Source organism: Poriferisphaera sp. WC338 (genome assembly GCF_050931845.1).
In the GTDB taxonomy this organism is placed as follows: domain Bacteria; phylum Planctomycetota; class Phycisphaerae; order Phycisphaerales; family Phycisphaeraceae; genus Poriferisphaera.
In genome coordinates, this window is record NZ_CP194516.1 from 2,481,087 (window position 1) to 2,494,142 (window position 13,056).

General features: G+C 52.2%; 12 protein-coding genes. 7 read left to right on the forward strand and 5 right to left on the reverse strand.

Annotated features, from left to right (window positions below):
- The first annotated feature begins 93 nt into the window (after positions 1 to 93).
- Positions 94 to 1,683 (forward strand): S41 family peptidase, encoded by a 1,590-nt coding sequence (locus ACQ6WK_RS10215; protein ID WP_432797283.1) that lies wholly within the window; start codon positions 94 to 96, stop codon positions 1,681 to 1,683.
- 125 nt (positions 1,684 to 1,808) lie between these two features.
- A complete protein-coding gene (tsaD, locus tag ACQ6WK_RS10220; protein ID WP_432797284.1) occupies positions 1,809 to 2,897 on the forward strand; it encodes a tRNA (adenosine(37)-N6)-threonylcarbamoyltransferase complex transferase subunit TsaD in 1,089 nt (362 codons plus the stop codon).
- Positions 2,898 to 2,918: 21 nt separating this feature from the next.
- Here the strand turns inward: tsaD and ACQ6WK_RS10225 are convergent, their stop codons facing one another.
- Both ACQ6WK_RS10225 and ACQ6WK_RS10230 read right to left on the reverse strand, forming a co-directional pair.
- Complete coding sequence (locus ACQ6WK_RS10225) at positions 2,919 to 3,512, reverse strand: redoxin domain-containing protein (RefSeq protein ID WP_432797285.1); 594 nt, start codon at positions 3,510 to 3,512, stop codon at positions 2,919 to 2,921.
- Positions 3,513 to 3,601: 89 nt separating this feature from the next.
- Complete coding sequence (locus tag ACQ6WK_RS10230) at positions 3,602 to 4,261, reverse strand: TlpA family protein disulfide reductase (RefSeq protein ID WP_432797286.1); 660 nt, start codon at positions 4,259 to 4,261, stop codon at positions 3,602 to 3,604.
- A gap of 149 nt (positions 4,262 to 4,410) precedes the next feature.
- Here ACQ6WK_RS10230 and ACQ6WK_RS10235 point away from each other — a divergent pair, with 149 nt between their 5' ends.
- Positions 4,411 to 5,268, forward strand: a complete 858-nt coding sequence (locus ACQ6WK_RS10235; protein WP_432797287.1) for an MBL fold metallo-hydrolase — start codon at positions 4,411 to 4,413, stop codon at positions 5,266 to 5,268.
- On the opposite strand, the gene trpC is transcribed toward ACQ6WK_RS10235, so the two are convergent.
- Positions 5,254 to 6,057, reverse strand: a complete 804-nt coding sequence (gene trpC, locus ACQ6WK_RS10240; RefSeq protein ID WP_432797288.1) for an indole-3-glycerol phosphate synthase TrpC — start codon at positions 6,055 to 6,057, stop codon at positions 5,254 to 5,256. The genes ACQ6WK_RS10235 and trpC overlap by 15 nt on opposite strands.
- Positions 6,058 to 6,189: 132 nt before the next feature.
- Between trpC and ACQ6WK_RS10245 the strand changes: the two genes are divergently transcribed.
- The gene (locus ACQ6WK_RS10245; RefSeq protein WP_432797289.1) at positions 6,190 to 6,708 is read left to right on the forward strand and encodes a metallophosphoesterase family protein; all 519 of its coding nucleotides are present in this window, start codon (positions 6,190 to 6,192) and stop codon (positions 6,706 to 6,708) included.
- 90 nt (positions 6,709 to 6,798) lie between these two features.
- On the forward strand, positions 6,799 to 7,311 hold the full coding sequence (locus ACQ6WK_RS10250; protein ID WP_432797290.1) for a GNAT family N-acetyltransferase: 513 nt from the start codon (positions 6,799 to 6,801) through the stop codon (positions 7,309 to 7,311).
- Between the two features lie 104 nt (positions 7,312 to 7,415).
- Here ACQ6WK_RS10250 and ACQ6WK_RS10255 read toward each other — a convergent pair whose 3' ends face one another.
- Positions 7,416 to 8,519, reverse strand: coding sequence for a hypothetical protein (locus ACQ6WK_RS10255; protein ID WP_432797291.1), 1,104 nt, complete (start codon positions 8,517 to 8,519; stop codon positions 7,416 to 7,418).
- Positions 8,520 to 8,680: 161 nt separating this feature from the next.
- Positions 8,681 to 9,964, reverse strand: coding sequence for a complex I subunit 1/NuoH family protein (locus ACQ6WK_RS10260; RefSeq protein ID WP_432797292.1), 1,284 nt, complete (start codon positions 9,962 to 9,964; stop codon positions 8,681 to 8,683).
- Positions 9,965 to 10,107: 143 nt separating this feature from the next.
- On the opposite strand from ACQ6WK_RS10260, the gene ACQ6WK_RS10265 reads away from it, so the two are divergent.
- Both ACQ6WK_RS10265 and ilvN read left to right on the forward strand, forming a co-directional pair.
- On the forward strand, positions 10,108 to 11,736 hold the full coding sequence (locus tag ACQ6WK_RS10265) for a S26 family signal peptidase (protein ID WP_432797293.1): 1,629 nt from the start codon (positions 10,108 to 10,110) through the stop codon (positions 11,734 to 11,736).
- A 558-nt stretch (positions 11,737 to 12,294) separates the two neighbouring features.
- Complete coding sequence (gene ilvN / locus ACQ6WK_RS10270; protein WP_432797294.1) at positions 12,295 to 12,924, forward strand: acetolactate synthase small subunit; 630 nt, start codon at positions 12,295 to 12,297, stop codon at positions 12,922 to 12,924.
- The last annotated feature ends 132 nt before the right edge of the window (positions 12,925 to 13,056 follow it).

Sequence of the window (13,056 nt, forward strand, 5' to 3'; positions counted from 1 at the left end):
CGCTTCCCCGCTTGAAACAATTTCACCACAACCGCAGTTACACCAGTGCACCCAAATGATGAATAACCACGCCGGATCAGGAACAACATCAACATGATGAACAAGAAAATTGCCGCCCAGCTTATCGTGATCGCGCTGCTCACTGTATCGCTCATCGCCATCACCGAACTCCGTGCACGTCCAAATAGCGTTTTCAGCAAGCTCGCATTGATCACCGACGTCCGCGATTACCTTGTTCGAGAATACGTCGAGGAACCCGATCAACAAGAGATGATGGAGAACGCGGTCCGCGGCATGATCGCCTCACTGGACGACCCTTACACCAATTACATCTCACAGGAAGAGCAAGAATCCTTCGAAACCCAGATCACCGGCTCCTTTACCGGCATCGGCGCCGAAGTTGAGATCCATCAAAAACGTCTCCGCATCGTCACACCCCTCGAAGGCTCTCCCGCATGGAAAGCCGGCGTCCTCGCTGGTGACATCGTCATGAAGATCGGCGAAGAAACCACCCTTGACCTCTCACTCTATGAAGCCATCTCCAAACTCAAAGGCCCCAAAGGCACCGACGTCACCATCACCGTCCGCCACAAGTCCGGCGAGCAAGAAGAACTCACCATCACCCGTGACAAAATCAACATCAAAACCGCCCGCGGATTCAAACGCAACGAAGACCACACCTACAACTTCTTCCTCGATGACGACAACAAAATCGGCTACATCCGCCTCACGCAATTCAACAAAGACACCACCAAACAAACCATCGAAGCTATTACGCAACTCAAAGACAACAACGTCAAAGCCATCATCCTCGACCTCCGCTTCAATCCCGGCGGGCTACTCTCTTCTGCTGTTGAAATCTCCGATCTTTTTCTTCCCGAAGGCCAGCGCATCGTCTCCACCAAAGGCCGCGTCGTCCCCGAAATCGCCTACAATGCATCGGATCGTGGCACGCTCGTCCCCGACGACATCTCCGTCGTTGTCATCGCCAACGAAGCTTCCGCCTCCGCTTCCGAAATTGTCACCGGCGCACTCTCCGACAATGGGCGTGCACTTTTTGTCGGCACACGCACCTACGGCAAAGGCTCCGTGCAGGACATCCGTGACTTGGCTGGCAACCTCGGCACACTCAAATACACCAATGCGTACTACTATCTGCCCAACGGCCGCAACATCCACAAACGTGAAGGCAAGGAAACTTGGGGTGTCGATCCCTCCGAAGGCTGCTACGTCCGCATGACGCCCAAGCAGATCGAAGCCATGATCGAAGTCCGCCGCGAAACCGATGTCATCCTGAAAGATGAAAACACCGACGCACAACCCAAAGTCACCCCCGACTGGATCGAAAACACGCTGAAGGATATTCAGCTCGCTGCCGCGCTTGAAGCCGCACTCGGTAAGCTCGAAACCGGCAACTGGCCGCAAGTCGGCGAATCTAATGTTGAACTACTCGTCCTTGAATCCAAGCGTGCCAACCTCGAACAGCGTAAGCTTCTCCTGCAAGACACCCTTGATGAGATCGGCAACAAAATCGCTGAACTCGACGACGAAATCAACGGCCTTGCCTCCCCCGCCACCACTTCGGAAGATGCGCAAGCCGCCGCACACTCCACACCCGCAAGCGACACCGCCTCAACCGAAGCTCCTGCACCAATCGCATCAACCACCGAACCTGCAGAGTAAACAACCTCAATCCTATCAATCACCCCACCCGCAGCCCTATGCTGTGGGTTTTTCTTTAGTCACTGAATTACGCTAAAATCTCCCTCCGGCACAATCCCCTGCACCCCATTTGTTGTACCCAAATCATGACCCTCATCCTTGGCCTCGAATCCTCCTGCGACGAAACCGCTGCCGCCATCATCAAAGATGGTACGCATGTTCTCTCCAACGTCGTCGCCTCACAATATGATCTTCATGAGCGTTATCAAGGTGTCGTGCCTGAGATCGCTTCACGCGCCCACCTCGAAAATATCATGCCGGTCATTGAAGAATCTCTTGGGCAAGCGGGCATCCATCTCAATGACTTGGATGCCATCGCCGTCGGCAACCGCCCCGGCCTCATCGGCTCACTCATCGTTGGCGTCGCTGCCGCCAAAGCGCTCTCATGGTCACTGCAAAAACCGCTCATCGGCATCGACCACGTGCAAGCCCATCTCTATGCCGCATCGCTATGTGACAAAGATGCAAACGCATCGCCGATCGATATGTCTCCCGACAAACCGGCACTCGGTCTTGTTGTCTCCGGAGGCCACACCACCCTCTATCTCATGAATAGCCCGCACGAATTGAAGCCCATCGGCCGGACGATTGATGATGCTGTCGGCGAAGCCTATGACAAAGCTGCCGTCATCCTCAAACTCGGATACCCCGGTGGCCCCAAACTCGACAAACTCGCAAAAACCGGCAATCCCACTGCACATGACCTCCCGCGCTCCATGCTCAAGCCCGGCTCGCTCGACTTCTCTTTCTCCGGCTTGAAAACCGCCCTGCTCTACGCCGTCCGCGGTAAACCCATCGGCCGTGGCAAATCAGCCACATTCAAACGTGACGCGACTGATCTCTCTGAACAACAAATCGCTGACCTCGCAGCATCTTTCCAAGCCGCAGCCATCGACGCAGTCATCCGCAAACTCAAACGTGCCGTCAACCAACTTCGCAAAAACAACATCAATCCCCAAGCCCTCATCATCGGTGGCGGCGTCTCCGCCAACTCACACCTCCGCGAACGCGCTGCCGATTTCGCCAAACGCTATTCATTATCACTGCACCTACCCGACCTCACCTATACACAAGACAACGCCGCCATGATTGCTGGCCTTGCCCATACCTACTTCATTCAAAATCAATTCGACAATCTCTCCCTCCCTGCAATCGCCACGACAAAATGCATCTAGCGCATCTATCCCCAGCGTTTATCACTCGCCTTTTTTGTTGTCATCCTCATCCGGCACTGCAGGCTGCTCTTTAAGTACAAATTTGATCGCATCCTCTACCTTGTTTGACATCAAGCCTACCGCACGGATCTTTCCTTCACGATCAATGATCGCATACGTTGGCCACCACATCACTTTCCAAGCTGGCGCCATCTTAAACGTACTGTCTTTGGCGAGCGGATAAATGATCTTCTTTTCCTTAGCGATCTTTTCCATCTTCTCTTGGCCGGATGTTGATCCACAAATCCCGACAATCACCACACCATCATCCGCATACTTCTTCGCCATCTCGTTATTATGTGGAATCGCCCCAATACATGGCCCGCACCACGTCGCCCAGAAATCAACCACTACGACCTTCCCCTTCATACTTTTCTTCGTCACCTCACCATTCATCCAATCCGTGAGCTTCCATAGCGGGATCTTCTTCCCTACCAGCTTATCATGTTCCGCACGCTGGTTCGCATCACCCCAGAACCACTCCGCCGGCATTTTCTCACCGGCTATTGCGGCTCCCGCCAACATTGTCATCGCACAAAATATGATCGCTACCGCGACTGCTAACTGTTTGCTCATCTGAAACCTCGCCCTGCTCGTATAAAAATCTGATTCGAGTTCACAACACTCTCTACATCATAAATATTTCATTTTCTTTCACCACCTTTTTATTGCTTCTTCTCAGCTTCAATATTCTCCATCTTCCCCTGCAAACGTGTCATTTCACTCAACTTTTTTATGATCAATTCGATCGACCCTTCCACTGCTACCACCTCCCCATCTGGTGCCACCAGCACATACGTCGGCCACCGTTCAATTTCCCACGCTCTCATCGTTTTCAACTCCGGATCCTTCACCACCGGATAGCGAATATTTGATTCTTTAACCACTTCCTTCATCTTGTCCTGATCGCGATCCGAACTGCATATCCCAAAGAAAACCAACCGCCCACCGTGGTAATCCTTCCAAAATTCATTGTTAGCTGGAATCGCATTCAAGCTATCCGAACACCAAGCTGCCCAAAACTGCACCACCACAAATTTCCCCTCCATCAGTCCCCGGCTCATACGTCCATTTATCCAATCTTTCACATACAACCGCGGCATATTCTCCCCAACCAAAGCCTCGCGCGTCTCACTTATTAACCGAGCCTCTTTCTCTTCTTCTGTTTCTTTCTCATCTTCCTTCTCCTTCGGCCGTTCTGCCTTACCGCGTCGCACCTCGACCTCACCTTCCGCAGCTGCAGCCACATACCCTAACTCCGTCACGGCAAAACCCATGACTCCCAGCAGCAATACACACGCCCATCGCTTCGCACCAAAATCCATTCACCAGTCCTTTCAAGATGATCTTGCAACGACAAACACTAGGCCGCCTCATGCAACGTTTCTATGATCAATCTCCCCTCGGTTAGCCGATAAAACCACATGCATCGCCCGCGCGTGCCACCCAACTCACTTTCTTCTACAATCAAACCATGTCACTCGAACTCATTTTTCTTGGTACCGGCACCTCAGCTGGCATTCCCATGATCGCATGCGATTGCAATGTCTGTACTTCCGCAGACCCGCGCGACAACCGCACCCGTCCCTCCGTCCTCATTCAATACCAATCTGACGATCCCAATGCCCCTGATACCGCACAACGTCAATTCATCGTCGACACCTCACCCGAACTCCGCCAACAGTGCATCCGCGAAAAACTCACCCGCATCGATGGTGTGTTCATCACCCACAACCATGCTGACCACATCCTTGGGCTAGACGACCTTCGTCGCTTCAATGCTTCGATGGATGCTCCCATCAATCTCTACGCAGAAGCTTCCGTCCTCGAACGGCTGCACCAAATGTTTCTCTACATCTTCGAACCACACCGCAACGTGAACAAAAACTCCTTCGTCGCCTCGCTTATCCCCCAGCCCATCGACATCGGCAAACCTCTCGACTTCTTCGGCGCCACCTTCACGCCACTTCGTCTTATGCACGGTCGCCTGCCCATCTTCGGCCTCCGCATCGACTACCAAAACCGCTCACTCGCCTACTGCACCGATGTCTCCACCATTCCCCCTGAAACCTATCCCTACCTGCAAAACCTTGACATCCTCGTCATCGATGCACTCCGCTTCCGCCATCACCCCACCCACCTTACCGTCGATCAAGCACTCGACATCGTTCACAACGTGCAACCTAAAGAAGCCTACTTCACGCACATGACGCATGACATCAAACACGCCGACTTGGAGCCAGAACTGCCGGAGAATGTTCATCTTGCTTATGATGGATTAAAACTATCACTCCCCGCACACACAAAACAAAACGGCCTAACCATTGATTAGAGTCCCCAGTGCCGCTCCAATATCATCTTGCTTCATCAAATGTTCGCCCACCAAAAACTTATTGATCCCTGCACGCATCATCTTCTGCACATCCGCATGCGTTTTAATCCCACTTTCCGTCACCAAAATCTCCGGCTGCTCCACCAAATCCAACAAACGAATCGTGTGATTGATATCAGTCGTCATCGTCTTGAGGTTCCGATTGTTAATCCCAAGCAGAACGTACTTTGGATGCGGAAAACCAATGTGCGGTCGTACCTTCAGCAAATTATCAACATCGTGCACCTCAAGCAGCGTTGTCATCCCCAACTCCGTCGCCAAGATCATCAGGTCAATCAATTCATGTTCTTCCAAGCACTCGCCGATGAGCAAGATCGCATCCGCACCTGCCGCCCGTGCTTCCCAAACCTGATACGTATCAACGATGAAATCTTTTCGCAATACCGGTAGATCCACCGCGGCCTTAATCTGTGCGATGTAACCAAGATCCCCTTGAAAATACTTTTGGTCCGTCAGGCAACTGATGCAAGCCGCCCCTGCACCCTCATAGGCTTTTGCCACCATCACCGGATCAAAATCCGCGCGGATTAGACCCGCTGACGGGCTTGCCTTCTTCACTTCCGCAATCACACGCACTTCATCAGCCGGGCGCGTCATCGCTTTGAAAAAGTTTCGTGCTTTCTCCCCTCCAGCCACACGTTCCTTCAGCACCTCAACCGGCACCGCCTGCTTCGCCGCTGCAATCTCAATCCGCTTGTCCGCCACAATCTGCTCTAAAATATCGGTCATACATCTCTCTCGTACGGATACCACATCGATCTTATTCAAAGCATATTATCATATCCGCCACTGTTACCGCACGCACCAGCCGATTAACATATTCAGCAACTCCCAATTCCCCGCATCATACGGAGCCGTCCCTTGCCCAAAATCGCCCTCCTCTCTGATTCCCACGGCAATGCCCCCATCACCACTGCCGCCACCAAGCTCTTGCTTACCCACCACCCCGACCTCATGATCCACCTTGGTGACATCGGCAATATCGCCGTCCTTGATGCTCTCGCCGTCACAAACCCGCAAACCAGCTCCCAACTTGAAACGCACATCGTTTTCGGCAACACCGACTACAACCTTGGTCCTCTTTCCCAATACGCTGAAGATATCGGCCTCCACGTCAACCATCCCGTTGGCCACATCACGCTGCCTGACAACCAAACGATTGGCTTCACTCACGGACACGACAACTATATCCTCTCCCAACTCCTCCACGACAACACCACCTACATCCTCCACGGCCATACCCATCTTTCCACCGATACTCGCCAGCAAAACTCCCGCATCATCAACCCAGGCGCTCTCACCCGTGCTCAACAATACACTGTTGCCATCCTTGATACCCACAATGGCCAGCTCACGTTTTTCCCCGTGACCGATGCGTGATAAACTGTGCTGTCCTGAACGGCCGATGCCGCCTGCCTAGCCACCCAAACGAGACGCAAACACATAAACAGCAAGCTTTTAGTGACATTCATGCCCGAACCAGCCGAACAAAACATCGACGATCTCACCGTCAGAACCTACCAGCCACAGGATCACGCTGACATCCTCCGTCTTTTTGACGAAGGCCTCCTCGCAGGCCAAGTCGCGCCCAATGACACCGGTGCTGACATTGAGCATGTCCAAGAAGCCTACTTCGATCAGGACCGTCACCATTTTTGGGTTGCTGAATACCAAAACAAAATCGTCGGCATGATCGGTGTCGGTTCCGATGAAGAACATACTGCCGAGATCCGTCGCCTCCGCGTCCAGCACAATCTCCAGCACACCAACATCGCCACCCTCCTTCTCCAAACTGCACTCGACCATTGCAAAACTCACGGTTATCTCAAAGTGCTCCTCGACACTCGCTTCGAGCGTGATGAAGCCGTCGGCCTCTTCGACAAAGTCGGCTTCCAACACACACGCACCCGCAACATCCCCGGCAAAGATCTCTTAGAGTTCTACCTCGACATCTACCGCCAAAACATGCCCGGCGAAGAGTAACCGCGTCAAGCCCATTCGCTCTGCAGATGGGCTCAACAAACATTAACCATCAAAAAAAACGCGACTCAATTGAGCCGCGTTTTTATTTCCATTTCACATCGGAATCATAAATCGCTCGCCAACTTGAACGCTGTAAAAATCGCAAGGGGAAAGAAAACTGCATCCCACCATGTAAAGACCAGTGGGATCATGCTCATTAATGTCATATCACGAATGTTGTCAACACCTGTCTGTTCACGAACCATTTCTTTATCTTCATCTGCCACATCAAATTGACCATCAAGATATGCCTCTTTCTCATCTTCAGTCATCGCATTGATTTTGACTGCAATTTCAGTATTCATCTTTTGATCAATAGCGTCCTGCTTTGCATACGGAAGATTCATATACCGATCTTCCCAGCCATCTTTACCATCAATACCAAGTTGATTCAGTTCTTTTTGTAACCCATCACTGAAACTTTGGTCTAAAACCATTTCATCCTTGATAGATTCTTGAATGATGATATCACCACCATAGTCCACCATCGCCTCGACACCCACCTGCACCGCAAGAATCAACATGACAAACATTGCCTTCGCAAACAGCAAACCAAACACCGTCAGACCTGCTGCCATACCACCGATAATATTGTTCTTATATCCCGCGATCGCCGAAACAACCAAGCCCACCAACGCACCCATCCCCCATGCAATCCCCCATCCAACCAATGGACACATAAATGCATAAATCACACCCATCACAACCGCTACCGCACCACCGCCCATAACCGCACCAATCATACGTCCCATCCCCGCGCCGCCACCTCCCTCACCCTTCTCTTTTGCTTTCCCCTTTTTTGTCTTCACCTTCCCGCCACCAATGAAATTTCCGCAACCCACACACAGCTTCGCATCCGGCCGCACCACTGCACCACAATTCGGACACACACCCTGCCCCGCGCTAGCAACTGGAGCTGTTACCACCCCGCTGCCACCTGTATTTACCCCCACGGCTTTCTTCAGCCCCATCTGATCCGCCAAATCTTGCTCGTTCGGCATCAGATCATCCAAGTCACCTAACCCGTACTCTTCATCCGCAACCTCTTCAACCACCGGCTCAGGCACGCGTACAGGGTTTGAACACTGCGTACACCGCACCTTCTTCCCTGCATACTCCTCAGGAACCCCCAACTTCTTCCCACACGTCTCACAATGAAATTTAATCATTTCTAGCCCCGAAAATTTCAGGTCACAACATTACTCACCCATCCTCAGGCAAGCCAACGTGGCTATCCTAACCTCCCCCTCAAACCCTCACAATAAAAAAAGCCCTGCTCAGTGCAGGGCTATTGGCATTTCAATGAATAAGCAAAGCAATATTCTGAAAATCAATCCGTCAACGGACTATACCGTGATCCCTTCAGCGGCAAGCGTTCATTCGAATCATCCTTCGGTAGATACACGCCCACCAAAGCCGCCACGACTGCTACCACCACGTTCATGATCGTATACCACCACCAGTCCTTCACGCCACCGTAAACCATGAACCCGTTGATCAGCATCATCACAATCGTGATCGGGATCAAACCTCGCCACGCCATACGCATCAGTTGGTCAAAACGCAACCGTGGCAACGTCCACCGCACCCACATCATCACCACAATTAACATCGCAACCTTACTGGCCAACACACCAAACTTCAGCAGCACAAGACCAAGACCCAGCAGGAAGTTGCCTTCCACATAACTTGGCAGCACCTTGTAGAACGGGATCACATCCCATCCGCCGAGGAACAAGACGCTGAAGAATGCCGCCCCCGTAATCATGTGCATGTATTCGCCCAAGAAGAACAGCGCCCATTTCATGGAGCCATATTCTGTATGGAAGCCGCCAACCAATTCCTGTTCTGCTTCTGCAAGATCAAACGGTGCGCGGTTGCACTCAGCCAACGTACAGGTGAAGAACAGCACCGCTAAGAGTGGCTGCGCGATGATCCCCCAAGTCATACCTGTGAACCCGCCGCCAATCTGAGCCGCACTCATATCCAAGGTGCTCGCATAACCATAAATCAGGATCATCGTCAGCACGATCACACCCTGTGGAATTTCGTAGCTCAACATTTGTGCAACGGCACGCATCCCACCAAGAAATGAATACTTGCTGTTCGAGGCGTAAGAACCAAGTGCCACCCCATACACCGCCAGCGAACTCACCGCCAGAATGTAGATCACACCGATACTCAACGGTACACCCGTCACCTGCACTAGTGTCTTACTGAATTCATATCCACCCAACCACTCCGGCAGCGTAAACGCCGGCACTTCCAACAACCCGCCCCACGGCATGATCGCCCAACCTAGCATCGCTGGAATGATCACCAAAGCCGGTGCTAGCACGAACAATGCGAAATCCACCTTCGGCGGGATATAATCCTCTTTCAAAAACAATTTCAACCCGTCAGCCAGCGCCTGTCCCAACCCCATCATCCGGATCTTTTCAGGCAAAAATCCAAACCCCAAGTTCGTCCGGTTCGGCCCGATCCGATCCTGAATCCACGAACAAACCTTTCGCTCAAGGAAAATCAGGTACGCACACGCGCCCAAAATGACATTGGCAAGCAGGAAAATCGTGATCACACTCACGATAAATTGCGGCAAAAAAGACTGGTCCATGTCGTGCTTCTCTCTAACCGGTCGATACCATGACTAACGAGCTATCGTCGTTTTCACACAAACGTCTGCGGATTATGGCATAAACAGGTACAATTCGCCACATCCCAGAGTTTTACACCCCACCCCCTAGGGCAATCAAACGTATGACCACACCCCCAAACACTAGCACTGGCGCCCCTAAGAAAGAGAAGCCCACCGACGAGACCATCAAAGAGACTTTCATCTCGCTCATTCTCGCCTTCACCTTCGCGCTAGTCTTTCGAGCCTACATCATCGAGCCCTTTATCATCCCCACCGGCTCCATGGCTCCTACCCTCCTCGGCAGACACCTCCGCGTCACCTGCAAACAATGCGGCTACACCTTTACCGTCGATGCAACCTTTGACCCCAAACGCATCCCTGTCCCCGGCATTGTCTGCCCCATGTGCCGCTTCCCCAACCCCATCCAAGGCCAAACACCTCGCAACGGTGATCGTATCCTCGTCCTCAAATTCCCATATGCTTTCGCTGACCCCGACCGCTGGGACGTGGTTGTCTTTAAAAATCCACAACAATTCAATGACAACGGTACCCCCGGCCCCACCAACAACTACATCAAACGACTCATCGGTTTGCCTAACGAATCCATCGCCATGCTCGATGGCAATGTCTACACGCAACCGCTCAACCCCACTACCGGCCAGCCCGCCGACAAATGGCGCATCGCACGCAAATCAGATAACTTCAAAGCACAGCTAGCCGTCTTCAGAAACATTTATCACTCAAACTATATCCCCATCGACGGCGGCAGCGGTGACGGGCGTTCCTACAAAACAGATAACGGTTTTACGGCCAACTTTACCTGGCAGACCCCTTGGGTTGCAGATCAGCCAACCAACTGGCTCATTGACGGGCAACGATCCTATTCATTTGCTGGCAACACCCCGACCAACATCACGTTTGACTTCGCGCGCGGCGGCGAGCACACCAATCTCGCGATGTATCCATACAACCAAATGCGTCCGCAAAATCCCCGTACTGAATCTATCGAAGACATCAGACTCGCAGCGGTTTATCAACCCCAAACACCCAACGGCAACATCACTCTCTCGACGACCGCTCGATGGGATTCAACCGATCCACAAACGCCTCCCCAGATCCTATCAGCTCACATCGCCTCCGACGGCACCGCCACCCTCTCGCGCACCAACCCGGCCGATCCTACCGACACAACTGTTCTACAAACCGGCAAGATCAATCCCCTCACCGAAGGATCTAACACACAATTAGAACTCTGGTATGTCGATCAGCAACTCATCCTCTGGGTTAACGGGGTGCAAACCCTCACCGCTCAATACGAGCTTTCTATGAATGAGCTTCGCCAACGTCGCGGACCAGATCCTGTCCCCACCATCTCCATCTCCTCGACCACTGGCCCATTCACCCTTCATGACATCCAACTTGATCGTGATCTCTACTACGCATCCCGCCCTGCTAATTACATCGTCGCGGGCGGACTCGCGCGATCTAATCCTCTCGGCCCAGTCGACCTTGGTTCACCTTACACCATCGGACCCGATGAATTTTTCTGTGTTGGCGACAATGGCCCCAACTCAAAAGATTCTCGCATCTGGGATACCATCGACCCTTGGATCGATCACAACTACTTCGCTGGAACCCGCAAGTATGGCGTCGTCCCACGCGAACTCATGTTTGGTAAAGCCTTCTTTGTCTACTTCCCCGCCCCCTTCGGCATCGTCCCCAATTTTGGTGATATGCGATTCATTCATTAACGGCCCGTCACCTAATCATGTGATAGGCCTATCTAACCGTTAGATAGCCTTTACTGCTGTGTCGCGAAAATTGCTTTTTCACCCCTGTTTTTACAGCTTTTAGGCTCTGGCACGCTCTCAGAACATGATGCCAACCTTCTTAAAACATGACTATCCCCCCTCATCTGTCTCATCTAACGCTAATATACAGTTAGACGAAATCTATCCCCATGCTTATCCACATCTGCGTTTCAAAAACTTCGCCCAATAATCAGATCTGATCGCTTCACTGCCGCCAGTTACTTACCCAATCGCTGCCTGGAACAACCCGACTACAACCCCCAGCAAACATTCAACTTACCTATCGCGGTGCTGGTCCTATAACCCAACACCTACAAACTGACCGGCCCCACTCTCGTTCAATGATGCGCTAGCCATGTTTGCCCCATATTTGATATCAACACCTTTTCCACAAAAAGATGCAACTCACTTGTGATCCACTGCCCCAGCCAATCTTTCCCACAACCACACCACCAGTCATTTGAGCACTCACCACACATCCGCGTATCATGATCCATTATGACTCAATCCAACCAAGCATTTCGTCACGTCATAGCTGCGCTCGTTACCAATGAGCCCGGCGTGCTCGCACAGGTCGCATCCATGTTCGCCGCTCGCGGCTTCAACATCGACTCCCTCGTCGTCGGGCGCACCGACAACCCGGAAATCTCTCGCATGACCATCGTCGTCACCGGCGATACTGCGACCCTTGAACAAGTCCGCAAACAACTTCAAAAACTTGTCCCCGTCGTCAAAGTCGTCGAATATGCCGACGTCCCATTCGTCGAACGTGATATGATTCTCGTGCAGGTTTCTACCAAAACCGACGTTGGGCCCGCCGACAAGCGCGAAGAAATCATCACGATGGCCAACCTGTTCCGTGCCAAGGTCGTCGATGTCTCGCCCGACCAACTCATGATCGAAATGGCTGGCTCGGAAGAAAAGATCGAAGCGTTCATCGAGTTGCTCGAACCCTACGGCATCATCGAACTCGCACGCACCGGCGTCATAGCCATGCGTCGTGGCAATATCTCACAGCTTCGCCGTCCTGCTATTGCACGGGCGCTTTCCCAGACTACCGGCCGCAACCCCGATGCCTCCAATACCGCCAAGCCCGACATCGATCCCGGAGACCTCCCTCCCGGCTAATCCTCTTGGAAGCAAAAGCATTTCCAACACTCCACAATCCAAACATCAACAGCCCGCTTAACTAGCGGGTTTTCTTTTACATACACTCCATCAATGACCGATCATGAATATATGCATGCTGTGTTGTTGAAT

What these genes read in the sequence shown, in the direction of transcription:
- ACQ6WK_RS10250 (WP_432797290.1), top strand. Translation starts at nt 6,799, where the DNA reads ATGCCCGAACCAGCCGAACAAAACATCGACGATCTCACCGTCAGAACC.
- ACQ6WK_RS10265 (WP_432797293.1), top strand. Translation starts at nt 10,108, where the DNA reads ATGACCACACCCCCAAACACTAGCACTGGCGCCCCTAAGAAAGAGAAG.
- ACQ6WK_RS10255 (WP_432797291.1), bottom strand. Translation starts at nt 8,519, where the DNA reads ATGATTAAATTTCATTGTGAGACGTGTGGGAAGAAGTTGGGGGTTCCT.
- ACQ6WK_RS10230 (WP_432797286.1), bottom strand. Translation starts at nt 4,261, where the DNA reads ATGGATTTTGGTGCGAAGCGATGGGCGTGTGTATTGCTGCTGGGAGTC.
- tsaD (WP_432797284.1), top strand. Translation starts at nt 1,809, where the DNA reads ATGACCCTCATCCTTGGCCTCGAATCCTCCTGCGACGAAACCGCTGCC.
- ACQ6WK_RS10260 (WP_432797292.1), bottom strand. Translation starts at nt 9,964, where the DNA reads ATGGACCAGTCTTTTTTGCCGCAATTTATCGTGAGTGTGATCACGATT.
- ACQ6WK_RS10225 (WP_432797285.1), bottom strand. Translation starts at nt 3,512, where the DNA reads ATGAGCAAACAGTTAGCAGTCGCGGTAGCGATCATATTTTGTGCGATG.
- trpC (WP_432797288.1), bottom strand. Translation starts at nt 6,057, where the DNA reads ATGACCGATATTTTAGAGCAGATTGTGGCGGACAAGCGGATTGAGATT.
- ACQ6WK_RS10235 (WP_432797287.1), top strand. Translation starts at nt 4,411, where the DNA reads ATGTCACTCGAACTCATTTTTCTTGGTACCGGCACCTCAGCTGGCATT.
- ACQ6WK_RS10215 (WP_432797283.1), top strand. Translation starts at nt 94, where the DNA reads ATGATGAACAAGAAAATTGCCGCCCAGCTTATCGTGATCGCGCTGCTC.
- ilvN (WP_432797294.1), top strand. Translation starts at nt 12,295, where the DNA reads ATGACTCAATCCAACCAAGCATTTCGTCACGTCATAGCTGCGCTCGTT.